Origin of the sequence: Paenibacillus taichungensis (genome assembly GCF_013359905.1) — a bacterium.
In the GTDB taxonomy this organism is placed as follows: Bacteria; Bacillota; Bacilli; order Paenibacillales; family Paenibacillaceae; genus Paenibacillus; species Paenibacillus taichungensis.
On sequence record NZ_JABMCC010000121.1, the window covers coordinates 806661 to 831200 of the forward strand.

A 24540-nucleotide genomic window follows, 5' to 3' on the forward strand; every position below is an offset into this window, starting at 1 on the left:
ATTGTCATCGAACAAACCATTCGTTTAGCTCAAGACCTTGCGGAGAGAGTCATTCGAAAAGCAGGAGAGGTTGCTAAAGAGCATTTTGATCAGATCACCTGTGCAGTGGAGAAGGGCATCTTTGGTGATGTTGTTACGGAAGTAGATCATGAAGCAGAGCGGATAATATGTGATGAAATTACCATTCGTTTTCCCGATCATGAGATCCATAGTGAAGAGCGGGGGCATAACGGACAGAAGAGTGACTGGCTGTGGATGATTGATCCGTTAGACGGAACAAACAACTTTGCCATTGGTCTACCGATATTTTCCGTCTCGATTACATTATTGTATCGTTTAGAACCCGTCCTCGGAGTTATTTACGAGCCTCTGGTGGATCGTTTGTTTGTGACATCACGTGGGAATGGAGCAAGTTGTAATCTAAACCCCATGAAAGTCCAAAAGAAAGAGCATATTCACAAAGGGACCATTGGCTGGATTCAGGGGCATCAGGTGCAAAATGAGGAGAAGGCTGTACGGCTACGTCAACATCTGGATGTTCGTTTCAAACGAATGATGCTATTATGGGCTCCAACCTTACAGTGGTGCATGTTAGCTAAGGGGGATATTGACGGCATTGTGCTCTACAATTCGGAAGGAGACGATTTGTATTCAGGCATATTAATGGCGAAAGAAGCAGGTGCCATTGTTATGGATTTTGAAGGGATTCCCTTTGAAGGCATGAATTCAGAGCCATATCTGATTGCCTGCCATCCGGATCATCGTGAGTATTTCCTGAGTGTCGTTCGGGAGGGAATGAACTCATGATTAGCGAGCTTAATAAGCATGAATTCTATAATCCGAAGGAGAATGGTCGTGAACGAATCATTGCAGAGTCAGATTCAATTTCTTATTGAGATTGATAAACTGAAAACGATTGAACGAAAAACGAGAATCATCCATGGCGACAGACTCGAAAATGATGCAGAGCATTCCTGGCATCTGGCGATGATGGCCCTGATTTTGCAGAGTCACTCCAACAAGGAGGTGGATATTCTCAAAGTCATTAAGATGCTTCTTGTTCATGACCTCGTTGAGATCGATGCCGGAGATACATTTGCCTACGATACGGTAGGGCATGCGGATAAATATGACCGAGAGATCAAGGCTGCGCATCGACTATTTGGGATTTTACCTGAGGAACAAGCCGAAGAACTGTTGAACCTATGGCTGGAGTTTGAGGCAAAGGAGACCAACGAAGCGCAGTTTGCCTCGTCGATGGATCGGTTGCAGCCGTTGATCCACAATCATCAGAATGAGGGAGATACGTGGCAGAAATACAATATTACAAGTGAGCAGGTGTTAAATAGAAATCGGGAGATTGAGAACGGTTCCGAAACATTGTGGACGTACGCACAGCAGATTATCCAAAATTCCGTAGACAAGGGAATCTTGACTAAATCCAAGTCTTAGAGCACATTGCTGAATTTATCTGATTACAGACGGGGGAAAATCTTTATGGGATATATCATGGAGTTGAGAAAGCTGGTGGGTTCACGCCCTCTAATCATGGCTGGTTCATGTGTGTTGGTCTTCAATGAGCAGCGCCATCTGCTGTTGCAAAGACGTACAGATAGCCTGGATTGGGGAACCCTTGGCGGATCATTGGAACCGGGAGAATCTTTGGAGGAAGCTGCTGCCCGTGAATTATATGAGGAAGCCGGACTGAGAGCGGGTGCATATAAACTCATTACCGTTTTCTCAGGTCAGGACATGTATTACAAGTATCCGCATGGAGATGAAGTGTATAATGTCATGGCAGTCTATGAAGCTACTGAAATTCAGGGCGAACCAACCGTCATGGATGATGAAGGACTGGAACTGCGTTATCTTGATCTGAGTATACCCATCCCAGAGATTAACCCGTTCACGGAATATGTGCTGAAAAAAGCGGGATATATTAACTAAGTAGTGAAAGGGGATCATATATGACACAGGATTTTTATTGTGATGAAGTGCTTAGTGGTAATACCAAAGTAAATATCGTTATGGAAACAGACAAGGTGCTGGCTTATCATCATACCCGACCATACTACAAGCATCATATTGTTGTTATTCCAAAGATCCATATCCAATCATTCATTTCACAGGAAGAAGATAATAATGATGAACTATTATTGGAAATTATGCGCGTTATAAAAAAGGTTGCTGCGGACATGGTTGTCCAGACGGGTTCTTCCAAAATCGTAACCAACCTGGGCACTTACCAGGATTCGAAGCATCAACACTGGCATGTGGTAAGCGGTGAACGTATCCAATAAAATAAGTCTTAAGTAGAGTCTTCCTGCCGGATGTTCGGGGGAAGACTTTTTGAATTTAATGATTAGAATTCACTCTATCAAGAATGAGGAATTTGATTGGGGAAAGTAAATGGAGGTAAAATATGCTAAAATAGTTTGGTGAATTAATAAATTGAACTATTTATCAATCATGATGATCATATGAATTATGAATTCAGTACGTTGATAAAAAAGGAGGAAGTGTGATGAGCTTTTCATTCATTTCAACATTCGCAGTTTTATTTAACTTGGTGTTATTCGGTTTGGGTGTATATGCCCTCATTTTATTTATCAAACTTGCTAAACTCGGGATTCAGGCGTTGGACATTTATCTATATGAGAAACGAGGAGAACGGTTCTAAGCTGTAGAAATATCACTCAACAATAGAATTATCATTTTTCTCTCAGTGTTTTATTGTTGTTCTATTGATATGATTAATTCATCATTCAACTAAAGAGAGGGTAAATGACATGGATACTTTTTTAGAGCAAATCAACGAATTGCAGGAGCTTCAAAAAGATTTGGTCAGTATACATCCTTTATTGGCAGACTATTATCCCGTGGTTGTGGCATTTGAAACTTTATTATATATCTATGATTATTCGTCCAGGACACAGCAATATGAATGGGTGAAAACCGTCCCGGATGACCTGAATATTCCCGAAGGATGCCTTGCGGCGTTTCGAGTGCATCACATGGATGAGCGGATGTGCGCAGTGGTGACGGATGCGGCGTTCCAAAATTTTGAGCAGAAAGTCTATCTCTTTCATGAATTTGTCCATTGTTACGTAAATGAGCATTACACCGACATGGGTGACCGACTTGAGATCAAACATAAGATGGAGCAAATCAAACGTGTAACATGGGAACTGGATTATGAGTTTCCTTATGACAATGAGATGGTTGTCCAGCGGATCACTTCGTTGCTGTCAGCCTTGAAGAGTAAGGATCTCTTGCAAGTGAAAGAGGCAAGAGTAGCCCTGTTCAGCTCTTTGAGTGAAGAACAAGGGGAGTACTTCAACTGGCTGGAATGGAACGAAGGTTACGCCCGCTATGTGGAGAATCGAATTCGGGAGAAATTTGGACTGGAAATCAATCATATTGGGGATACAGCTCCGTTTAATCGTCTTGTTTTCTATGAGTGCGGGTCGGAATACATAAGCCTGCTCGTTAACGAACAGCCGGATCTTCATACGGATTTGGAGCAGTTATTTGTGAGGATACAAACAGAGCGAGTGCAGGCTTGAACACCGGGTATAGTTCCCAAATTCATTACGGACATAAAGATAAGTGCTTTCATGGCCGATACCTCCCAGCGTTTCTAAGTACTGCTCCAAGGATGGGACACTGAGCTGCAGCATGTCAGCATAAGCATCTAGAGCTAAATACAGATGATTACGTAGAGCGTTTACGCTCATGTTCTAAGTAAGAATCGGGAGGTTCATATGCTAATAAAAAAAGCAGGGATTTTCTTAGGTCTCTTCATGGTGCTCCTTGCAGGCTGCAATTCTACCAATGGAAGTAATTCTAAACCGAAGGAAGCTCTGCCTTCGCTCATTACATTAACCTGCAACCCCAACTTCACGATTGAAGCGTGTGAGGATGTGGAATTCAAAGATCCGGTTGAGATCGAAATCGTAATCGAGGCTATAAACAAAGCGGAGCGTATATCAGGAAGTCTTGATTATAGCGTGGAGTATAAAATGAACTTAACAGATGCAGATGGATCCTTAACCCAGTATGATTTTTCCATAGGCAAAGATCCCAAGCAGTCAGCCCTTCTGGTTAACCATGAGGATACCCACGTAGGATACAGCATACCCATAGAGGATGCAAACCGAGTGAGGAAACTGATTCAAAGTCATACGGACTGACACAGAAGATTACAGATTACCTTCGGTAAGTCAGTTTACTATATAGGTTCAACAAAAAATTCCACGATAACGGAGAGGACAGAAAAAACCTAAAGAAGTGAAGCTAAAAGCTTTCTGAAAGAAAGCTGCATCGGAAGCATCAGCGTTCGCCTTTATCCCCGGATTTTACCCTTTGAAAATAGGAATCAAAAAAAACTGGGGATAACAGCGATCGGAAGGTTGTTCTGTCATCGGAGTGGCAAGTGTAAATATTCTTTGGTTTAATTTATATATCTATTGAAACGGAGAGAAGGTCATATGAGTCACCTGATTACCATTCAACCTTTAACAGCATCGGATATGGCGGGTGCCTGGCGGGTATTCGAGACATCCATAACGAATGCATTTACACAGGAAGGGCTGGGTTCCCTGCACGAAGACATACGGGATGAAATTGAACACAAAAAAGCGATGCTTCACTCAGCTTTGCATCCTGACAACAAACAGGAATCGAATGTTTTCTTCTTGCTGGCCAAAAGGGAAGATACCGTCGTAGGCACTATTTCGTATGGACCTTGCGGCGAGGAGATTCAAGAATGCACCGACCACCAACTGAACTACGTAGGGGAATTGGGTAGTCTCTACGTCCTGCCAGAGGTTCAGGGTCGGGGAATTGGCTCTGCTCTCATTCATGCCTTGGCTACTGAACTTCAGAGACGTGAGATTACGCAATTTTGCCTGGATAGTGGATACCGGATAGCCCAGAAGAAATGGCAGCGGAAGTTTGGAGAACCCTATGCCGCGGCAAAGAATTACTGGGGTGAAGGCACGGACCATATGGTGTGGTTATGTAATGTGAAGGATTTTGCTGTAATAAATGACTAAGAGATGACGACCTGTACTGAACAGGGGTCATCTCTTTTATTAAGTCAATCTTTCTGCATCGATAGAGGACTATTCTTCGTACAGTAAGAAAAAGGAGTGAAGATATGCAGTACATACAGAGTACACCCGAGCAACGTTTATCGCCGGATGCCATAACCATATGGAGAATCAGTGCGATTATATTGAACGGAATAGGGTTGATTGTGCTTACAGCACTGCTGATTCTGGATTCCGTCTTTGGATGGAGGGCGTGGATTGGTTGGTTGCTGTGGGGAGTGACTGCCATATCAGTGCTGTATGCGGTGTGGGAGATTTTTATCCGGCCTTCATTGTTATACAAGCATTGGTATTACGATGCGAATGAGGAGTTCTTGCAATTGAAACACGGCGCTTTGAAAAAGGTACATCAGATCGTTCCCATGGCCAAAGTACAATCCGTCACGACGAACCAAGGTCCTCTTTTGAGAAAATATGGCCTATATTCTGTATCGATTGGCACGATGGGTTCATCTCACACGATCCCGGCGTTGCCAGAGGAAGTGGCGCTTGAACTGCGTAATCAGATTGCGTCCTATGCAAGGATTAATGAGGTGGATGAATGAACGAGATGAAAAGACAACACCCGTTAGCCATGCTCTGGAGTTTGTGGAAACTGGTGAAAAATTCTTTTGCATTTATCGTTTTTTTATTTATTCTCCGTCATGGCTCGGCGTCCACGTGGATTATGTATGGCAGAATCGTCTTCTATGTGGCTATCGCGTTAAGTGTGATAAGCATCATCTGGAGTTGGTTTACACTACGTTATACCGCTGATGATAAGGCTTTTCAGATCTACAGTGGGGTATTTAATCGCACAAGAAGAACGATACCCTATACCAAAATTCAGAACGTAAACCGGCATACGTCGCTGTTTCATCGTTTGTTCCGAGTCACATCTATTCGTTTTGAGACGGGTATCAAGGGAGAAGATGCTACTTTTCAGCTGCAAGTCGTTTCACTTTCGGAATCGGAGCGGCTTGAAAAGGTAGTAGCAGGGCATATGTCGGAAACGAATGTCGCCAGTGATGCTGTAGAACCAAATGAGGAACCAGTGATGCGACCTGAACACGTAACACTGGAAGAAGATATTCAACTACCTGTACAAGAAGAGATTGAACGGAATGTCCATTACAAGTCCACTCGAAAAGATATATTCAAAGCTTCGTTTACGTCGCTCAGCTTTCTGGTGCTTATTCCGATTCTGGGATCGCTCTATTCGTCGATAAAAGATTTCTTTCCCGATGAAAAAGTGACGGAGAGCATCCTATTAACGTGGCTGGATACCTGGTGGATTACCGCATTGATCATTACAGGACTTATTGCTGTTTCCATTATGCTAGGGATTGTCAGAACCTTTGTGAAGTATGGTGATTTCCAAATCTCCTCGGATCGCAAACGTATCTACATTACGAAGGGGATGTTGGAACAGACCGCATTTTCGATCCTGAAAGAACGAGTACAGGCGGTGAAAATCACACAGTCTCCGATGAAAAGACTGCTAGGATTGGCAGAAGTGGAACTAACGACAGCAGGTGGTGTGGGAGAATCCGAACAGGAAGTTAACTCGCTCTATCCTTTTCTGCCTGTGAAGCAAGCTTACGATATGATCTCGGAGATTTTGCCATCCTATCAGGTTACGCAGGAGATGCAAAAGCTTCCACGAAAATCATTATGGCTGCGCATGCTGACACCAAGCTGGGTGTGGATCATTGCAACAGGGTTACTGTTTTATTTCAAACCGCTGATTCTGGGACAGAATCAGGCATGGTGGATGATTTCCGCTATTCTGTTACTGTGGATTGGCATATGCAGAATAACTGATTTTCTCCATACACGATACATCCTGAATGAGAACTTTATCCAATTGCGAACGGGTGCATTAACCTCGACACTATACATCTCCAAGCGAGAGAAAGTCATTGAGGTACAGATCACCCGGAATCTACTGCAACGTTGGTTTGGAGTTGCTTCGATTCAAACCGTGAATCGTGCCAAACCTGTTCTGCATCATACGCTAAACGATATACCGCTTGAAGCGGTAGAGGCGTTTCAGCTGTGGTATATGGAGCGGAGCCAGAACGTCCAGACTCGATAATGTAAAGGCAAGTGCAGGAAGACTACTAAGTTTACTGTGCACTTGCCTTTTGTATGGAAGGTGGATTTTTAATAGCTTGGAGGTGTCTGATGAAAAAGAAGAAAAAATACGTGCTGTCAGCGGTTCTGATCATTATGGTTATTTTAGTATTGACCCCAATAATATATGTACAAGTAAACAAGCTGATCTATGCACATAGAGTTACTGAGTACTTAATCGAGGAAAAGAAATATACTCAAGAGGAAATTGAATCAGTGGAAGGCATATGGAATGTTAAGCTTCCGCCTTTCTCTGCTGAGGTTACATTTAAAGATGAACCAGATGTAGAATATATATATTTTGCACATAATGAAGTTCTTCAATTTGCTCATCGTATATCCGAAGAAGCACAAAGGAGAGGCAAAACCAAATCGGATCTGAAACATGTTGAACCAACGAATGACCGTGAGTAGGAGGTATCCTTTTGATTAAAATCGTATTTATGGATGTGGACGGTACGTTACTCAGTGAGAAGGATCGAAGTCTCTCTCCAAGTACAGAGGATTCCATTCGAAAATTGGTTCATAGGGGCATAGAGGTCGTGCTGGTCACTGGCAGACCGTACAATTTATGCCGAGATTTCAGAAAACTCGGGATTGATACCATGATTTCGGCTAACGGGGCATTGATCAAGTGCGGTGAAGAAGTGATACATAAATCGGTGCTTTCTGCACGAATGGTTAAAGAATTCAGTGAATTTGCCGAGCTGAACGGCAGCAGTATTTCTTATTTTACAGAGTCATTCGAAATGAATGGTTTATGTACAAGGGATGTACGTGTCACCGATGCATTGAGAGATACGCTCGGTCTGATGGAGTACCCATTGAGCATCAGTTCTTTGGACCAGGAAGTGTATTGCATTTGTTTATATGCCGATCAAGCCGAAGCGGAGAAATTCCATTCCAGATTTCCAGCATTAAAATTCGTGAGGTTTCATCCTTACGTGTCTAACGTACTGGAAGAGAACGAAGTATCCAAATCGATAGCGGCAGGGAAAGTACTCGCCCACCTGAATATATCAAAAGAGGAAGCAATGGCCTTTGGCGATGGTGAAAATGATATTGATTTGCTAGAGTATGTGGGTCTTGGCATTACGATGGGAAACGGAGGAGAGCGCGTCAAACAAAGTGCCGACTATGTCACGCTGCGAGCAAGTGAGGATGGCATCACACATGCGTTGAGGAAGTTTAAAATCATAGAATAAGAAAATTTTGGAGTAATAAGGATATCCTAATTATGGGTTTTCATGTAGAATGATGGAGGATGAATTAAGCCCTAAAGCATAGGGTGTGATCGAAGGGTGACTTATGAAAAAGGTTGTCATTGTAATCTTGTCTTTTGTCGTACTTATTGGTGTATCTTCTTCAGCGTATGCCCATCCAGGCAGACTTGACAAAAATGGTGGACATAATTGTTCCGCGAAATCCAAACAAAAGGGCCTTTGCACAGGCTACCATTATCACAAAAAGAAGAAATGAAAATGAGTTTTACAAGGTAAACCCAGCCCTGGTCTAATCTATGGTTGGGTTTGCATGTTTATAATTCATGGTAGTCGCAGCTAACAGAATACAATAAACATTACGTTAGAGGTGAGTAGTATTATCGGGTTTATTGGGATCATTTGTGTAATTATTATGACGGTCACACTCATCAGCATAGAAAGTAATACGAAACGGTTAATTCAAGAGCAGGCCGAAACCAATCGGAAACTGGAGCAACTATTGAGGAAATAACGTTTTACAGACAGATGGGAGGAGCATGACGATGGATCATATTAAAGCGATTATTTTTGATCTAGACAATACGATTCTCAACAGAACAAGTACCTTTGAAGGCTTCAGCCAGAGCTTGATCAACACTTATTTTGCTCATCTTGAGACTACGGATGATATTCTTAAACGAATTATTGAGCTGGATGAGGACGGTTACAAGGACAAAGATGTGTTGTTCAATGAGTTGCTCCATGAATTACCTTGGGCTGAGAATCCGCCTCACGCGGAGCTTATGGAGTTCTATGGCAGAGAGTATGTGAGAAGTGCTGTATTGATGGAGCAGGCGCGAGAAGTGGTTCAGCATCTAAGGGGAAAATATAAAACAGGTTTAATCACCAATGGTAAAACCGAGATTCAGTACGGCAAAATCGATCAACTTGGCATCCGGGATGATTTTGATCATATTATCGTTTCGGAAGAGGCTGGGGTCAAAAAGCCCGATCCTCATATTTTCAAATTGGCATTGGATCATTTCAACCTCTCTCCCGAGCAGTGTATCTACATTGGGGATCATCCCGTCAATGATGTTGAAGGAGCGGCAAAAGTAGGCATGAGCACGATCTGGATGAAGGTCAATCAGCCTTGGCAGGACAGCATTACAACCAAACCATTACATGCTATTGAGCATCTTGGTGAATTAAAAGGCCTACTCTAAGGGGAGATCTTCAGATTAGCTTCAAACAACACAACACAACACAACATTACATAACAGAACAGTGAGGTAGGTGCACATAGAGATCAGACAAATGGCTACGGCATTTTTGAGTAATGGCAACGACATGTTAATGATGAAGAAGGCAGGCAGCAGGCTGTTCGATTTTGAGTTCTGGGGTGGTATTGGCGGGCATTTGGAGCACGGCGAGCTTAATTCACCAATGACTGCCAGTTACCGGGAGATTGAAGAAGAGACGGGGTTCAAGCAAGCGGAAATTGAAAATTTCCGTCTTCGATATGTTTTGATGCAGTATAGCGACGGTGAAGTTCGGCAGCAGTTTGTATATTTTGGTGAGACGACACATCGAGCCTTTATTCCATCAGATGAAGGGGAGTTATTTTGGGTACCTTTGGATGAGCTATTGGATTTACACACATCCATTCTGATTAAAGCAGCGATCCGGCACTTTTTGCAGAATCAGGAGACCGACGAGATATGGATCGGTAATGTCCTAAAGGGGGAAGGGGCAACGGGTAAACCAAGGGTGGAATGGAGTATTATGCAAGACACGATATCCTTTGAACCCGTTGTGTAATGTTAGACGTCTTGACCGGGAAAGGGACCTATCTCTGATCGAAAAAGCCATACGTTTAAACGTCTGTAGGCGACTGTTATAAAGAGCGAGGATATTAGCCATCCCCGCTCTTTTTAATACCTCGTATTGAAAATAAATTCTCTTTTTAAAAGCATGATGGATACTGATATCCATACTTCAACAGGTGGGTCTTGGAGCGGCAATGATCATCCATTATTCAATTCGGTTTAATAAATGAAAATCAAGCTGTGATGATTCGATCTTTCGTGCGTTTTCTCCGATTCTCAATGGCTTCCTCATAATCTCCAACTAACCTGTCAAAAATGTGATCCCACGAACGCTGTTCAGCAAGTTTTCGACCTTCAAGACCCATATTCCTCAGTTGATCCATATGATCTCCCCAGAGGCATATCTCTCGAATCAATGCATCCGTATTACCCGGCTCGAACAGAACACCGCTTCGATGATGTGTGACCAAGTCTTTTACACCGCCACCATTCGCAGCGAGAACCGGCAATCCCGAAGCCATCGCTTCCAGCACCACATTGCCAAATGTTTCTGTTGAGGAAGGAAACACAAAGAGATCTGCCGAAGCATACATAGCAGCAAGATCTTCACCATGTAGATACCCCGTAAAGGTGACATTGGGTGGGGCTTGCATACGCACTTTGGGAAGCAATGGCCCATCGCCTACAATGATCCAGTGTACACGGGATTGCATATGTTCTGGCAACTGCTGCATGGCAAGGGTGAGGGTAGCGATATCTTTTTCCGGGGCAATACGTCCAACGTAGAGTAAAATTAGAGGAGCCGTTATGTTGTAGCGAGTACGCATATCGGAGCTTCGTTTATCAGGTGAATACAGACTGCAATCGATCCCGCGGGACCATAACTTCAGACGTTGAATGCCTTTTGATTGCAATGCGTTTAAGGTCTCCTGAGACGGTGTCAATGTTGCATCACAGGCTCGGTGAAACCATTGGATATACTTCCAGTACAAAGGAATGACACTTTTCAACTTGTAGTATTCGAGGTACCGATCGAAGTGAGTGTGGTAGGAGATGACATGTGGAAGCTGATACTTGAGCGCATATCTGAGACCAAAAAGACCCATATTGAACGGAGTGGCGATATGCAGCAGATCTGGCTGAAAGGTATTTAGCTCTCGATGGATGGATGCTCGATTAGGTAAGGCGATACGACATTCCGGATAGAGGAAAAAGGGGATGTTGGTAACCGAACGGACCGGAGCGGCATCATTGCCCTCAATAACAGACTGCGGTGTGAATAACAGATGCTCAATGCCTTTGCGGTTCAAGTGATTACTCAAGCGGTGCAGCGTACCGGCAACACCATTGGTTTCCGGAACATAGGTGTCAGTGAACAAGGCCAGGCGCATCATAACCCCTCCCAAGACTCTTGATGACAAGATCATAACAGCGGATCATTTTCCAAAGGTCAAGTGAAGGTTAACTTTATCCATATTCCGTGTAAAGTGTGCGGGGAAGTAATCTGGGGCAAACTTACATCGGATAAACTTATATAACATATTCTGCTATGATATATAGGCGTTTAGTTAAGTGGACCCGTGTGAAATCATTCGTCCAACTTATATAGATAGAGAGATACAGGAGGCAGAGAGATGAACAAATTACAGGAAGAATTGCAGCAATTATTACCCTTGGATCAGTTTGACAGCATGTCGGGTGAGGAAGTGGTGGGGAGTGTTGCCATGGATCTGTATCGCGCGGAATTTGCGACCATTCGGGAGTGTGGACCTGAACTTCCACAGGTATTGCGAGATACCATCCTGATCATAGATCTGGATACAGAGCTATCTATGAGCGGCATTACTGGTTTTCTTGAAAATTTGAGTGGGCGTTTTCTGGGTGAAACGACGGAAGCGATGCAGCGCATAGGCAATGATGCTGATGCAGAGATTCTGAAGAACATCCAGCATATGTTATCCGAAAGTGGTGTAACACCTGAGCAGTTAAGAGAAAATGTGAATGCACTCTCCGAACAGGATGTAACGACGACCCTGAATACGCATGGACAGCAGATCCATGAGGTTTTGCAACGGGTTGAGCTGGAAGCGGGTAATTTAAGCATGCAATCGGATAATGAAGAGGTATTTGAACTCCTTTATCAATATGTGGATACGAACAAAGATCGCCTGAAACAGGAGTTGGAGCACCTCTTGTCTAATTCAATCTGACACGCAGGAGGACTTCACTATGATTGTGATGATTAATGGGGCATTTGGCTCGGGTAAAACCTCTGCTGCAACCAAGCTGCAGCCGTTAATTCCGAACAGCATGATCTACGATCCAGAAGAGATTGGATACATGTTAAGAAACGTGATTGTGGATGACGTCCGAATGGATGTGGAGAAAACGGACGATTTTCAGGATATGGAGCTGTGGAAAGTCCTTACCGTGAAAGTCGCCCGTGAAATCAGGCAGAAGTATAACAAACATCTGATTGTTCCAATGACCATCTACAAGTCAGAGCAGTTCAGTTACATCCATCGAGGTCTGAAAGAGATAGATACTGACCTTTTTCATTTTACCCTGATGACATCCATGGAAACATTACATGAGAGATTGTTGAAGCGCGGGGATAAGCCTGATGGATGGACTTTTCAACAAGCGGTTAAGTGTGTCGAAGCATTCCATGGATCACGCTTTGAAGAGTACATTCAGACGGATGGGCAAACGACAGATGATGTAGTGAATTTTATAACTTCCAAAGTGTTGTCAAACCGTAAATGAGGAGGCAAAATGATGAGTATCAACAAACGATTAGGTGTGGAATCCCTGTTGGTAACTTTGCTATTCACACTGGGTTTTATGGCTTGGAATGTCGTTCAAGGCATGTTAATGACGCTGAATCATACACCTGAAATGATGCACACCGATTCATCCGTTATGATGTTGCAGTCCAAGGTTGACTTTGGCTCCATTGCCCGTTGGGATATGACTTCCATTCTGATCGCTGCCGTTGGATTTCTCTTGCTTGCTGCTGCATACTATGGACTTCGATCGGGGATACAGCGCTGGACACAGCGTTCCTGATTGTTTATTAATAAAAGAAAAACATATTTAAAAACAGTTCTACACCAATGAAAGTTGGTAGGAGAACTGTTTTTTGTTTTTGGATCTATTTTTAATAGATTATAGATGCTTGGAGATGATTTCTTCCAGACCTTGGGCAACCGAATCCGCACCCCGTGCAAGGTGTCTCTCGTAGAGATGCAGCCGGACAAAGCTCTCATCCGTCCCCATCGCCTCCGAGAAAATGCCACCGAGTCCAAGTGCGCGGCGGTCGATCTGAAGCAACAGTTCCAGTGAATCTCCCATCGGGTAAAACAATACTTCCAACTCATCCAAATAACCGCGGAATTTACTCGTTGGCACGAATTCAAATCCCTGTACAAATGGAAGATTGCCACCAAGCTTTGGAGCATAGTCATTGGTCACTTCACGCAGTTTGAAACCAAGGAGATCAATTGCATCAAGCACAGTGTTCATATCTTTTGTAGGAACTACATGGAGTCTGTCCCGGTCTGAGGGGTCCATGGCGCTTGAGATATCGAGGCCAGTTTCAACCCACACCTCTGCACGATGCAGTGTAATTGGAAGGTTTTCTGGTAGTTCAAATGAGAAGGACTTCTCCAGTTTGGCGCCAGGCTGTAATATAAAACCTTCGGTAAGCAAGTATTTGGCTACAACGGCAGTTTCATTTACTTTTCGATCATTGTGCTCCCGTATGTAATGGGTTTTGATCGTAAGGTAGATTCGGTCTACATTCTGTTCCACGTCTCCACCCTCGATGTACACGATCCCAGAGATGACTCCTCCAGGCGTAACCTCAGGTGTATGTAATTCTGTATTTACTTTGGCTGCTCCAACACCTACACTGGCTAACATTTTCTTAAAAAAAGACATTCATTCAACCTCCACATCCTATTGGTTTATCCAAGTGGCAAAATACGACTTCGAGCATAATACGGCGCCTACGAGAGAAGAGTTTCAAATTTTAACAAGCACAAGATGAGGATAGATAAAACTCTTAAGTGAGAAAAAAGTTAACCTATGGACAGGAAAATCGACTTATCTGTGTCGAATGTTGTTTAATATGGGATTTTCTTCTGGGGGGGATATCTATTGGGCATGGAATGGTATGACATGATCGGACAACGTAACGGAGGATACAAGGGCAGATCGGTATTTACATGGGAGGGCAATTCCGCAGAAGATGTATTTGAAGCGCGTTTAATGCAGTTGCTGCCTCAGTATAAATCTGTGCTTGATGCAGGTTGTGGTCATGGGGAATTCACATTAAAAATGTCGGCCTATACCGATCATATTACGGGTTTTGACAACTCGAAGGAGCTACTGCGTATCGCTCAGGCTGGGCTTGTGGCCAGTGACGCTGGCAATGTTGAATTTGTCTTCGCTACAACCAAAACAGAGTTGCCCTTCCAAGACGAACAGTTCGACCTGATCTATGACCGCAGAGGACCTACGTCGATAATTGAACATAGGAGATTGTTGCGAAAGGGTGGCGTGATCTTTGGCATTCATACCGATGTAAGCAAGGTACGAGAAAGGCTGCATACAAATCAGTATGAAAACATTGAAATTGAGGAATTCAATGAGGCCCTAATGGTCTTCCCTGATGAAAAAGAGTTCGCTATTTTTCTTTCCGATATCCCTGGCAACCCGGATTACACACAGCCTGAGTACCATGAGCAGCTTCAAGTTAAGCTGAAGGAAATTCAGATTGAGGGGAGACTTGCTGTGCGTGAGCACAAATATATCTGGAAGGCCGTAAGGCGTTAAAGAAAGATTATAAAATATGATTGCCTGACTTCGTATTTCAGATCTGGAGGTTGTGTTTTGGATAGAGAAACTTTAGAACAAAATTTAGGACCAGATAATGTGAATACCAGCTTCGAGCAGATGGCTAACGGGGAACGGAAATACAAGATGGTTTCAGAGGATGGCGGTTATTATTGCAGAACGATAGCTTCATCTCAGGGAGCATGGCAAAATAGCCATTTTCATAACCATATAACCGAGTTCTATGTTGTGCAGTCTGGTTGGATTGCTTATGCAAATTTTGCGAATGATCAGACGCTTGAAATCAGAGTTATGGGCGAAGGAGATCACATCATTGTGGAACCGGGAGTACACCATAATTTATATATGTCAGCCAATAGCGTTATCCATACGATTAAATATGGTTTGAATACAGATAGTGATTGGTCTGCTTCTCCGGAACTGGACAGCGTTACACAGGCACTAATGGAGAGCGAATTACTTCAGACTTACGGTTAATCAGCTTGGGGGTAAATACATGCGTAGAAGTACGATATTTTGGCTAACTGGAGTTGCAATTGTTATTGTAGCAGCTTTCATTGTATATAATAATCTGGCTCCAAGCGTTACAGCGCAGGATGTTAACATGAAGGGCACGATTCGGCAGACAGCTACGGATGAATACGAGGTGCAATTAACCATTACACGCACAAAAGAAGACAAGGGTCAGCATACCGTATATCCGCTTGTACCTGGCTGGGGCTCAATATCTTTTGATGACAAAAAGGACAACCGATTTATTCGACCTACCTCCGTCGGCAGCACAGGTGCAATGGCAGAGATTCTTCGTCAAGTGTTACAGAGGCAGTCATCAACAGCGATTACTGAATTTGCGGGGTTCTCCATACCTGATGCAGTGGGCACGTACAAGGTTCGTTTTACCATTCATCCTTTGGGTGAGGAGGCAGAACTGATTCGGCAACCGATGATCTATTATGTTCATCAGGAAAAATTACTGGGCAAAGACCTGAGCTGGGTCTCAGGAGAGCCTCTGGAAATCATTAAGGAGTATGCAGAGTGATGCTAATCTATCAATGGAATGAGATCACGGTACGTTTACTGGATGAACAGGATGAACAGCGCCTTGTTCAATGGTTGTCTGACCCAGTAGTACTTCAATATTACGAAGGCCGTGATCAGCCGCATGAACTGAATTTGGTCAGAGAACACTTTTATAGACAAGAGGATACGGCACATCGTTGTATGGTTGAACACGAAGGTAAACCGATCGGCTATATCCAGTTCTATGAACTGGAGGAGGAAGAACGGAATGAGTATGGTTATGGAGACACCGATGAAATCATCTATGGAACAGATCAGTTTATTGGAGAAACTGATTACTGGAACCGCGGTATTGGCACACAACTAGTAAAATCTATGTTGGGCTATCTAGTCAACGAAAAGCAAGCTCGGAAAGTGGTCATGGACCCGCAATCATGGAACGAACGAGCCATATCCTGTTACGAGAAGTGTGGTCTCAGGAAGGTCAGACTGTTACCAGAACATGAGCTGCACGAAGGACAGATGAGAGACTGCTGGCTGATGGAGTATGCCCCATAGGTAGTGCGCGGTGCTATATAAACCATTTAACCAAGGAGGAATGATCGATGGATTTGAGGTACCCAATTGGAACATTTGAACATACAGGCGAGGTTACATTAGAGCAGCGGAAGCAGTGGATTCAAGATATTGCGGAGTTGCCGGAGCGCGCCCGCGAAGCGGTCAAAGGATTGAGTGAAGAACAATTGAGGTTACCCTACCGGGAAGGTGGCTGGATGCTCAAACAGGTCATACACCATATGGCAGATAGCCATATGAATAGCATGGTTCGTTTCAAGCTGGCACTGACGGAGGATAACCCCACGATAAGACCATATTACGAAGAACGATGGGCTGAACTGAGTGATTCGCGGGAGCTGGATGTCGAGTTTTCTCTGCAAATCCTGGATGCGCTGCACCGTCGTTGGGTAGCGCTATTAAACACATTAACGGATGCAGACTATGCCAAAACCTTTTATCATCCCGCTTCCAAAGAAACGACCAGACTGGACTATAATTTGGGCGTATATGCATGGCATGGCAGACACCACATTGCCCATATTACCTCGCTTAGAAGCAGATTGGGAATCTAGTGGTGAAATAAATAACTTATTAAGGAGATTACATCGATGAATATACATATCAGACTTTTGGATGAGGGCGATCCGGTCGTAATTTCGCAGGCGTTTCAGGAACAGGGTTGGGCGAAATCGGCGGAGCAGTACATTCAATATCTTGCAGAGCAGCAGAATGGTGAGCGAGTGACTTTGATAGCGGAATTGGATGGAGCTTTTGCCGGTTACGTGAATGTATTGTGGAATTCGTATTACCCTTCGTTCAGGGAACAGGGTATTCCGGAAATTAATGATTTCAATGTGCTGATCAAGTATCAGCGTCAGGGAATTGGATCACGTTTGATGGACCGGGCAGAAGAAGTCATTCATGAGCGAACCGAAACTGCCGGGATTGGTGTCGGGGTGTTCTCCGATTATGGCAAAGCTCAAATTCTGTATGCCCGTCGTGGATATATACCAGATGGACAGGGCATTCACAAGCATGATCGTTATCTAAAATGGGGCGATGAAACGATCATCGACGACGATGTAGTGCTCTATTTAACGAAGAAGTTAAGCTGATCGAATCCTGAATAAAAAGGATTATAACGCTGTTGAGAGGACAGGGAATTACTTTCTTCTAAACAGCGTTTTTTACATATAATCAGACTGTTTTCGGCTCTAATCTTACAAGAAAAATAGAGTTGGATTGGGTGAAAATGTTATAATAGAGGGTAGTTGATTTAGCGTATAAACCGTGATGAAGCGGGCGATTTAAAGGGAAAGAGATCAATACATAAGAGGGAATGTGCAGGATATTTTGTATGAATTCGAGGAGGAATGTGTTCGTGGAGAAGACGATTAAAAATGTCCAGGATCTATATGACATGCTTGACGCAGAATTCAGATCAGCGAAGCAATTTTGGGAACCTTTTTACGCGGATCGGGAGCGACCAATCCCCTTCTTTCCAAACAAACCGGATGAAAATCTGGTAGCACATGTGAACTCAGGAATATTACCTGGGGGCAAAGCATTGGAGCTCGGTTGTGGCCCGGGAAGAAATGCAATATATCTAACACGTCAGGGTTATAAAGTAGATGCTTATGATCTTTCAGAGACAGCCATTGCCTGGGCCAAGGAAAGAGCTGTGGAGGAACAGCTTGAAGTGAATTTCGAATGCAAATCAGCATTAGAACTCACGCCACATGAAGAGTACGATCTCGTCTATGATTCGGGCTGTCTTCACCATCTGCTGCCACATCAGCGAATTCCCTACATACAGAAGATTCAGAACGGACTTAAACCTGGAGGGTATTTTGGAATGACCTGCTTTGCTCCAGGATTTGGCGGTCAGGGTGGACCGGAGAGCGTTATGGACGATTGGGAGGTATACCGTGAGAAGTCGATGAAAGGTGGTCTGGCTTTTACGGAAGAAAAGCTTCGCTATTTGCTGGAAGATCCTTTTGAATGCGTGGAGCTGCGACCGATGAAGGCGATGGATCAGGATGAAGATTGTTTTGGCTTGCCCATCCTATGGGTGACATTGTGGAGAAAACCAAACGTGTAGTCATAGAGGAAGGATCATAGATTTGACGTGTTTAACCAATATTGCACAGAGTGAGAGAAAGGCGGGGAGAATATGGGACAAAGGTATTTTATCATTACAGGTACATCCAAAGGAATCGGCAAACAGCTTGCGGAATTGTTATTGGAAAAGGGAGATCACGTCTACGGTATTGCACGCGGAACGTCTGACTTGGAGGAAGCTTACGAGCGTTACCAGCATGTTCAGTTTGATCTGGCAGATATTCATAGCATCGACGATCTTGTCTCAGGCATATTGGAACAGATTCCACCGCAAGAAGTTGAATTCATCGGGCTCATTAACAATGCAGCGATGCTGGAACCGTTGAAATCGATAGATCGGTGCAGTGCAGAGGAGATCAGTCTTAATCTGAACATCAGTTTGGCAGCGCCTATGATTCTGACTTCATCTTTTATACAACATACCAATCACCTGACCACACGCAGAAAAATAGTCAATGTATCGTCCGGGTCAGGCAGTTATCCGGCACCTTCAATGGCATCTTACTGTGCCTCCAAAGCTGGAATAAACATGTTCACCCAGTGCGTAGCGATGGAACAATCCGGGCAACCCAATCCCGTTGAAGTGATTGCATTCGATCCAGGGATGGTAGATACTGAGCTACAGGCTGTGGCAAGAGGCAAAAATGCAGAGGAATTTGCACTGTCTGAGGTATTCGGTCAGGTCTATGAAGCAGGCCAATTAAGATCGCCACAAGATGTCGCAAAGCAATTAATCGAACGGATGGAAGAAATCAGTGATCCAAGCAAGGTCCTCCATACTATGGAGGGATAACAGATTAACAGTTATACGTTTAGATTCATCTAAATTGATAAGAGATTATGGGTTTTATTTTGCCTCGAAATTTGTATTGATCTATTAATAGCGGTCGGAGTGGAAGAGACGGAATCGATTCTGAAGAAGCGGTAGCGTTCGCCTTTGTCACCTAATTTCTACATTTAATAAATCTAATAAAGGAAATTTGGGGACAACTGCGATCGGAAGAACGATCCGTATCTGGAACGGTCCCTCGTAGATTGTCAAACAATATGCTTCGGGCAATGCCCAAGAAGAACAGAAACGTGGTGAAGGTATATGTTTAAAATTATGCTCATTGAAGACGATGAATCGTTATTCAGTGAAATCAAAGAACGGTTATCCCAGTGGTCATATGACGTGTATGGCGTGCAGGATTTTGGCAAAGTGATGCAGGAATACAGTGCCATTCAGCCACAGCTGGTCATCATTGATATTCAGCTTCCCCAGTATGACGGATTTCATTGGTGTCGCATGATTCGAGCCCATTCCAATGTGCCGATTATCTTTTTATCCTCACGGGATCACCCGACGGATATGGTCATGTCGATGCATTTGGGCGCAGATGATTTTATCCAGAAGCCCTTCCATTTCGATGTGCTGATTGCCAAGATCCAGGCGATCCTGCGTAGGGTATATAACTACAATACAGAGCGGATTGAGCTGCGCACATGGCGTGGGGCTACCATTGAATATGTGAAAAATACGCTTACCTATAACAATGAATCTGTCCTTTTGACCAAAAATGAAATGTTCATTCTCAAAGTGCTAGTGGAGCACAAAAATCAGATTGTGACCCGGGAAGACCTGATTCGCAGTCTGTGGGATCATGAACATTTTGTGAGTGACAACACACTCACGGTCAACGTGAATCGCCTACGCAAGAAGTTGGAGCCGCTAAATCTGGATGGCTATATCGAAACGAAAGTTGGTCAGGGCTACATGGCAACAGAAGAGGCGGAAATATGATTGGTAAGTACATACGGGAAAAGCTAAGCTGGTTAGTGTTGCTTATAAGCATGCAGCTCATCTTTTTATTTGTAGCCTATATCGACACGTCCATTCCATTCCGATCCGTATCCTATATCGTCGTGCTGAATGTGGTGGTATGCATCGTTTTTATCTGGGCGAGATATCCAAGAGAGACTCGTTTCTACAAAAGATTAACTGCCTGGGATCATACCTATGATCCAGGGGATTTGGATATCGCTGAAAGTCCTTATGAACGGATTGTGCACGATGCCGTGACTTCCCAGACCGAACGTTATCGGAAGGAGTCCTCATCTCATTTTATTTTGCTGGAGCAAGAAAAGGATGAGATGCTGTCCTGGATTCATGAGGTGAAGACGCCCTTAACCGCGCTGCAATTAATGATTGAGCGAATGCATGATGACAAGCTGCAGGGTCAGATGACGTATGAATGGCTGCGAATTCATCAACTGCTCGATCAGCAGCTTCACCAGAAGCGTATTCCATTTATGCATAATGATTTGTTTGTGGAAGAAACAGAGCTTGAACCGATTTTGAACGGCGAGATTAGAGCTTTGAAGTCATGGTGTATATCCAAACGGATTGGCTTCGACGTGTCATTAGATGTGACAAAGGTGCTGACCGACAGCAAATGGTTAGGTTTTATCATACGGCAGCTGCTTAGCAATGCGGTGAAATATAGCCATTCCTCTGACATTGTCATTGAAAGCAAGGAACAGGATGGGCACATTATATTGACCATTCAGGATTATGGACGAGGGATCGAAGCGCAGGATTTACCACGTATCTTTGATAAAGGCTTCACTTCAACTCAGGGTAGACTGGAAGGAACGGCAACGGGAATGGGCTTGTATTTGACCCGACAGGTGGCACAAGCACTTCGTATAGACGTTAAAGTACAGTCTGCTCCCGGAGAGGGCACTAGTGTCAAGCTAACCTTCCCGAGAAAAAATGACATGATCCACCTAGCAGGCGTGTGACAACATTGTCACATGCTTTTTGGTTTTGTTCGGTGAATCGCACGATTAATTGGAGCATCCAGCCTATGATAAAGATATACCAAAGAGGAGTGAGTGGGATATGTTGATACTGGAAGCCAAAAAAATTCATAAAGTCTATGGCAACAAATTAAATAAACAGGAAGTCCTCAAGGGGATTGATCTCGGGGTAAGTAAAGGCGAATTTGTTGGGATTATGGGGCCCTCGGGTTCGGGGAAAACGACGCTGCTGAATGTTCTTTCTTCGATCGATCGGGTCAGCCAGGGCACGATTGACATTGAGGGTCAGGAGTTCACCGGTATGAAGGAGAAACAGCTTGCTGAATTCCGCAAACATCATCTCGGGTTTATTTTTCAGGATTATAATCTGCTGGATACCCTCACGGTGAAGGAAAATGTATTGCTGCCGCTCTCGATTACGAGTATTCCGAAGCATGAGGCACACCTGAAGTTCGAACAAATCGCCCGTGAGCTGGGCATATATGAGCTGAAAGACAAATATCCATCCGAAATCTCGGGTGGACAGAAACAGCGAACTTCAGCCGCCCGTGCGTTTGTGCATGATCCGAGCATTATTTTCGCTGACGAGCCGACGGGTGCACTCGATTCCAAATCGGCTTCGGACCTGCTTGGCAAAATGAGTGATATGAACAGGAAGCATCAGGCTACGATTATTATGGTTACACATGATCCGTTTGCCGCAAGTTATTGCAGCAGGGTGATTTTCATCCGGGACGGTCAGATCTACACCCAATTAAATAAAGGAGACGAGTCCCGACAAACTTTCTTCAACGATATTATCAAAACTCAGGGCGTGTTGGGTGGTGTGCAGCCATGAGCCTGAACTACATCATCTTTCGCAATCTGAGGAAAAATCTGAAAAATTATTATCTTTATGTCTTTGCCCTGATTTTTAGTGTGGCCCTGTATTTTTCCTTTGTGACCTTACAGTATGATCCCTCCATGGATGAGGTTGCTGAATCAACGAAAGGAGCGGCTGCGATCGGCGCATCCTCCGTGTTACTGATTGTTATTGTGGGCATTTTTCTGCTCTATGCCAATACGATCTTTATCAAGCGACGCAGTAAGGAGATCGGTTTGTTTCAGCTGATCGGACTCACGAAGGGGAGAATATTTGGCATCTTGAGTGCGGAGAATTGCATTCTCTACTTTGGTTCTATGGTAATCGGTATTCTAATCGGGTTTCTGGGTTCCAAGCTGATATTGATGATTTTGTTCAAAATTATTGGCGTTGATGTGATCACGAAGCTATACTTCTCACCGATGGCGCTAGTGCAAACGCTAATTGTCTTTGCCGTCATGTATCTACTTATCATGTTGATGAATTACACGTTTATCCGAGCACAGAGTATTCTATCACTCTTTCGGGTGTCTTCTACAACAGAGCAGCAGGTAAAGAAGTTATCTGTGGGGCAGATTCTGATGGGCATCTTGGGTATTGCTCTGATCGTGTTCGGTTACATCCTGTCTGCACGGCTGTTCAGCGTTGAGAAATTGGATATGCAGCAGTTAATGTACACCATGATTTTGATTTTGTTTTCGGTTATTTTGGGGACTTATCTATTCTATAAAGGTTCCGTCAGTTTTATTTTTAATATGATTCGCAAAAGCAAAAAAGGCTACCTCTCCATTAACGAGGTATTGTCGTTATCCTCCATCATGTTTCGCATGAAGTCGAATGCCTTGCTGCTGACCATTATTACTACTGTATCGGCACTCGCCATAGGTATGCTGTCGCTCAGTTACATTTCCTATTATTCGGCAGAGGCACAAGCCAAGGAAAGCTTGCCGGAAGATTTTTCATTTGCTCAGGCTGAGGTGAAGGATCGTTTTGTAGCGGAGTTGGATAACAAACAGATTCCATACGAAGAAAAGCACAGACAACCTTTATATATTGAAATTGATGCACATAAGGTGATGAATGACTCCACAATGGAGGAGCTGTTGTTCAGCAGTGTAGTAAGTGACAGCATGGTGGATAACATTGATCTGAAACCAGGTGAAGTCATTTTCATGGGATATGGCAATGTGATTCAGCAATTCTTTTCCATTCGGGATGAAGGTCCCATTGTTCTGCACGGATTGAAAAATACGATTGACCAGCAATTGATTGGAACCTCCAAACAGGGCGTGCTTCCCGTATATTACAACAAAGGTACGCCAGTAGCGGTTGTGGATGAATCGGTTTATGCGGAGCTTGCGCAGGATCTTGATCCGACAATTCAGGAGGTGGAAAGGACAGATTATTACGGTGTGCAAATTACAGATTCAAGTCAAGACGAGAATGCGTATGCCATTTTTGCAGATCTGAAATTGGAAGCTCCAAGCTTCTCCCAGATTGAATTCAGAAATAATCAACGTACCAGTATGGGCCTAATCATGTTCATTGTTGGTTTCCTGGGACTGACTTTCTTGATTACATCCGGGTGTATCCTCTATTTCAAACAAATGAATGAGAGCGAAGAAGAGAAATCAAACTATACCATTCTGCGCAAACTTGGATTTACGCAAGGCAATTTGTTACGCGGAATTCAGTACAAGCAGTTGTTTAATTTCGGCATTCCACTTGTCGTGGGACTAAGCCATAGTTATTTTGCCGTGAAATCAGGCTGGTTCTTCTTTGGCACCGAACTTGCCACACCTACTGTAATCGTCATGATTGTGTATACGTTGTTGTATTCAATCTTCGGCCTGTTGTCCATATGGTATTACAAACGTGTGATAAAAGAATCATTATAGATCAGAGGATGAGCAACAAAGGAATACAGTAAAGAATTCAGAAGAAGGGGTAACTGTATGATATACAGTCTGCCCTTTCTTTTTTTTGTGAAAAAAAGGAGGATGACGCAAGACTTCCGTTCAAAAATGTGTGGGGCATGGCCGTGGTTCCTTGTATAC

32 protein-coding genes are annotated in these 24540 nt (G+C 43.8%); 30 read left to right on the top strand and 2 right to left on the bottom strand.

The window, feature by feature from the left end:
• The first annotated feature begins 6 nt into the window (after positions 1-6).
• The 15 genes from HP548_RS31510 (at position 7) to HP548_RS31580 (ending at position 10252) form a co-directional block, all read left to right on the top strand.
• The gene (locus HP548_RS31510) at positions 7-807 is read left to right on the top strand and encodes an inositol monophosphatase family protein (RefSeq protein WP_175384038.1); all 801 of its coding nucleotides are present in this window, start codon (positions 7-9) and stop codon (positions 805-807) included.
• 42 nt (positions 808-849) lie between these two features.
• Positions 850-1452, top strand: a complete 603-nt coding sequence (locus HP548_RS31515) for an HD domain-containing protein (protein WP_175384039.1) — start codon at positions 850-852, stop codon at positions 1450-1452.
• Positions 1453-1497: 45 nt separating this feature from the next.
• Positions 1498-1947, top strand: coding sequence for an NUDIX hydrolase (locus HP548_RS31520; protein ID WP_175383871.1), 450 nt, complete (start codon positions 1498-1500; stop codon positions 1945-1947).
• Between the two features lie 20 nt (positions 1948-1967).
• Entirely contained in the window at positions 1968-2300 is a 333-nt protein-coding gene (locus tag HP548_RS31525; RefSeq protein ID WP_163754937.1) for an HIT domain-containing protein, read from the top strand.
• Between the two features lie 224 nt (positions 2301-2524).
• On the top strand, positions 2525-2680 hold the full coding sequence (locus tag HP548_RS31530) for a hypothetical protein (RefSeq protein ID WP_162842428.1): 156 nt from the start codon (positions 2525-2527) through the stop codon (positions 2678-2680).
• A 109-nt stretch (positions 2681-2789) separates the two neighbouring features.
• Entirely contained in the window at positions 2790-3566 is a 777-nt protein-coding gene (locus tag HP548_RS31535) for a hypothetical protein (RefSeq protein WP_175383872.1), read from the top strand.
• A gap of 198 nt (positions 3567-3764) precedes the next feature.
• Entirely contained in the window at positions 3765-4193 is a 429-nt protein-coding gene (locus tag HP548_RS31540; protein WP_175383873.1) for a hypothetical protein, read from the top strand.
• Between the two features lie 297 nt (positions 4194-4490).
• The gene (locus HP548_RS31545; protein WP_175383874.1) at positions 4491-5057 is read left to right on the top strand and encodes a GNAT family N-acetyltransferase; all 567 of its coding nucleotides are present in this window, start codon (positions 4491-4493) and stop codon (positions 5055-5057) included.
• 104 nt (positions 5058-5161) lie between these two features.
• Positions 5162-5659, top strand: coding sequence for a PH domain-containing protein (locus HP548_RS31550; protein ID WP_175383875.1), 498 nt, complete (start codon positions 5162-5164; stop codon positions 5657-5659).
• Positions 5656-7191: a PH domain-containing protein gene (locus HP548_RS31555; RefSeq protein ID WP_175383876.1), complete on the top strand. Its 1536-nt coding sequence runs from the start codon at positions 5656-5658 to the stop codon at positions 7189-7191. Before HP548_RS31550 ends, HP548_RS31555 begins: the two co-directional genes overlap by 4 nt.
• 89 nt (positions 7192-7280) lie before the next feature.
• Positions 7281-7643, top strand: a complete 363-nt coding sequence (locus tag HP548_RS31560; protein WP_175383877.1) for a DUF3139 domain-containing protein — start codon at positions 7281-7283, stop codon at positions 7641-7643.
• An 11-nt stretch (positions 7644-7654) separates the two neighbouring features.
• A complete protein-coding gene (locus HP548_RS31565) occupies positions 7655-8434 on the top strand; it encodes a Cof-type HAD-IIB family hydrolase (protein ID WP_175383878.1) in 780 nt (259 codons plus the stop codon).
• Positions 8435-8537: 103 nt separating this feature from the next.
• Positions 8538-8708 (top strand): YHYH domain-containing protein, encoded by a 171-nt coding sequence (locus tag HP548_RS31570; protein ID WP_094030628.1) that lies wholly within the window; start codon positions 8538-8540, stop codon positions 8706-8708.
• 286 nt (positions 8709-8994) lie between these two features.
• Complete coding sequence (locus HP548_RS31575) at positions 8995-9657, top strand: HAD family hydrolase (RefSeq protein WP_175383879.1); 663 nt, start codon at positions 8995-8997, stop codon at positions 9655-9657.
• 91 nt (positions 9658-9748) lie between these two features.
• The gene (locus tag HP548_RS31580) at positions 9749-10252 is read left to right on the top strand and encodes an NUDIX domain-containing protein (RefSeq protein ID WP_175383880.1); all 504 of its coding nucleotides are present in this window, start codon (positions 9749-9751) and stop codon (positions 10250-10252) included.
• Positions 10253-10493: 241 nt separating this feature from the next.
• Here the strand turns inward: HP548_RS31580 and HP548_RS31585 are convergent, their stop codons facing one another.
• Positions 10494-11651 (bottom strand): glycosyltransferase family 4 protein, encoded by a 1158-nt coding sequence (locus tag HP548_RS31585; RefSeq protein WP_175383881.1) that lies wholly within the window; start codon positions 11649-11651, stop codon positions 10494-10496.
• A 243-nt stretch (positions 11652-11894) separates the two neighbouring features.
• Here HP548_RS31585 and HP548_RS31590 point away from each other — a divergent pair, with 243 nt between their 5' ends.
• From HP548_RS31590 to HP548_RS31600, 3 genes are read left to right on the top strand one after another with little or no spacing between them, the layout of a single operon-like run.
• The gene (locus HP548_RS31590; protein WP_090808513.1) at positions 11895-12470 is read left to right on the top strand and encodes a DMP19 family protein; all 576 of its coding nucleotides are present in this window, start codon (positions 11895-11897) and stop codon (positions 12468-12470) included.
• Positions 12471-12489: 19 nt separating this feature from the next.
• On the top strand, positions 12490-13026 hold the full coding sequence (locus HP548_RS31595) for an AAA family ATPase (protein WP_090808515.1): 537 nt from the start codon (positions 12490-12492) through the stop codon (positions 13024-13026).
• A gap of 12 nt (positions 13027-13038) precedes the next feature.
• Positions 13039-13329, top strand: coding sequence for a hypothetical protein (locus HP548_RS31600; RefSeq protein WP_175383882.1), 291 nt, complete (start codon positions 13039-13041; stop codon positions 13327-13329).
• A gap of 99 nt (positions 13330-13428) precedes the next feature.
• Here HP548_RS31600 and HP548_RS31605 read toward each other — a convergent pair whose 3' ends face one another.
• Positions 13429-14202 (bottom strand): sporulation protein, encoded by a 774-nt coding sequence (locus HP548_RS31605; protein WP_175383883.1) that lies wholly within the window; start codon positions 14200-14202, stop codon positions 13429-13431.
• A gap of 225 nt (positions 14203-14427) precedes the next feature.
• On the opposite strand from HP548_RS31605, the gene HP548_RS31610 reads away from it, so the two are divergent.
• The 12 genes from HP548_RS31610 (at position 14428) to HP548_RS31665 (ending at position 24381) form a co-directional block, all read left to right on the top strand.
• On the top strand, positions 14428-15099 hold the full coding sequence (locus tag HP548_RS31610) for a class I SAM-dependent methyltransferase (RefSeq protein WP_246318306.1): 672 nt from the start codon (positions 14428-14430) through the stop codon (positions 15097-15099).
• Between the two features lie 57 nt (positions 15100-15156).
• The gene (locus HP548_RS31615) at positions 15157-15597 is read left to right on the top strand and encodes a cupin domain-containing protein (RefSeq protein ID WP_175383885.1); all 441 of its coding nucleotides are present in this window, start codon (positions 15157-15159) and stop codon (positions 15595-15597) included.
• Positions 15598-15616: 19 nt separating this feature from the next.
• The gene (locus HP548_RS31620) at positions 15617-16159 is read left to right on the top strand and encodes a hypothetical protein (protein WP_175383886.1); all 543 of its coding nucleotides are present in this window, start codon (positions 15617-15619) and stop codon (positions 16157-16159) included.
• Entirely contained in the window at positions 16159-16698 is a 540-nt protein-coding gene (locus HP548_RS31625) for a GNAT family N-acetyltransferase (RefSeq protein ID WP_175383887.1), read from the top strand. The genes HP548_RS31620 and HP548_RS31625 overlap by 1 nt, the downstream gene beginning before the upstream one ends.
• Positions 16699-16745: 47 nt before the next feature.
• The gene (locus HP548_RS31630) at positions 16746-17270 is read left to right on the top strand and encodes a YfiT family bacillithiol transferase (protein WP_076290004.1); all 525 of its coding nucleotides are present in this window, start codon (positions 16746-16748) and stop codon (positions 17268-17270) included.
• Positions 17271-17306: 36 nt separating this feature from the next.
• Positions 17307-17813 (top strand): GNAT family N-acetyltransferase, encoded by a 507-nt coding sequence (locus tag HP548_RS31635; RefSeq protein ID WP_076290003.1) that lies wholly within the window; start codon positions 17307-17309, stop codon positions 17811-17813.
• 305 nt (positions 17814-18118) lie between these two features.
• The gene (locus HP548_RS31640) at positions 18119-18799 is read left to right on the top strand and encodes a class I SAM-dependent methyltransferase (RefSeq protein WP_246318307.1); all 681 of its coding nucleotides are present in this window, start codon (positions 18119-18121) and stop codon (positions 18797-18799) included.
• Positions 18800-18871: 72 nt separating this feature from the next.
• A complete protein-coding gene (locus HP548_RS31645; RefSeq protein ID WP_076290001.1) occupies positions 18872-19612 on the top strand; it encodes an SDR family NAD(P)-dependent oxidoreductase in 741 nt (246 codons plus the stop codon).
• A 300-nt stretch (positions 19613-19912) separates the two neighbouring features.
• Positions 19913-20602, top strand: a complete 690-nt coding sequence (locus HP548_RS31650; RefSeq protein WP_076290000.1) for a response regulator transcription factor — start codon at positions 19913-19915, stop codon at positions 20600-20602.
• Entirely contained in the window at positions 20599-21603 is a 1005-nt protein-coding gene (locus HP548_RS31655) for a sensor histidine kinase (RefSeq protein WP_175383889.1), read from the top strand. The genes HP548_RS31650 and HP548_RS31655 overlap by 4 nt, the downstream gene beginning before the upstream one ends.
• Positions 21604-21703: 100 nt before the next feature.
• Positions 21704-22459: an ABC transporter ATP-binding protein gene (locus HP548_RS31660; RefSeq protein ID WP_175383890.1), complete on the top strand. Its 756-nt coding sequence runs from the start codon at positions 21704-21706 to the stop codon at positions 22457-22459.
• Positions 22456-24381, top strand: coding sequence for an ABC transporter permease (locus HP548_RS31665; RefSeq protein WP_175383891.1), 1926 nt, complete (start codon positions 22456-22458; stop codon positions 24379-24381). The genes HP548_RS31660 and HP548_RS31665 overlap by 4 nt, the downstream gene beginning before the upstream one ends.
• Positions 24382-24540: the final 159 nt, after the last annotated feature.